Below are 557 nucleotides of genomic sequence, written 5' to 3' on the forward strand. Positions count from 1 at the left end.
CCCCGTAAGGATCGACGATTGGGTTATTTTTGGTCGGGCTCATGACTTGCCCTTTGGCGGTGGTCAGCGTGTCCGCCCGCAGGCTTCGCACAAGACTGTAGCCCGTAATGAGCAGGAAAAAAGCAATGGGGAGACCGATGATGATGCTCGCCATCTGGATCGCGATCAGTCCGCCGGCTAGCAATAGTGCCGCAGCAATCGCTCCCTCCAGGAAACACCAAAGCACGCGAATCCAATTAGGCGGATTGGTACAGCCAACCGAGTTGAGCATGCATAACACCTGAGTTCCGGCATCCGCAGCGGTAATGAAATGCACCGATAGCAACAGGCAGACAATGACACACAGTATCCCACCCACGACTGGCCCATCGAGACGCTCAAGCAAGGTGAACATGGCCGAAGTGGTTTCTTTCTGAGTAGACTGGAGCACCACTCCGCCTTTGAAAGGTGCCGCTTCCGTTTGCTCGGCCACTGGCAGTTGAGCGTGTGCCTGGCGGGCTTGTTGCTCATCCTTCAATGCCGAACCGCCAAATACTGACATCCACAGTATCGTTACC

The 557-nt window shown here is 55.5% G+C and carries 1 protein-coding gene; it reads right to left on the reverse strand.

Annotation, left to right across the window (positions count from 1 at the left end):
- The coding region (locus AC1DRJ_RS31890) for a BCCT family transporter (protein ID WP_477805598.1) at positions 1 to 541 on the reverse strand (541 nt) is incomplete at its 3' end.
- Positions 542 to 557: the final 16 nt, after the last annotated feature.

This window comes from Pseudomonas sp. P5_B2, assembly GCF_056400445.1.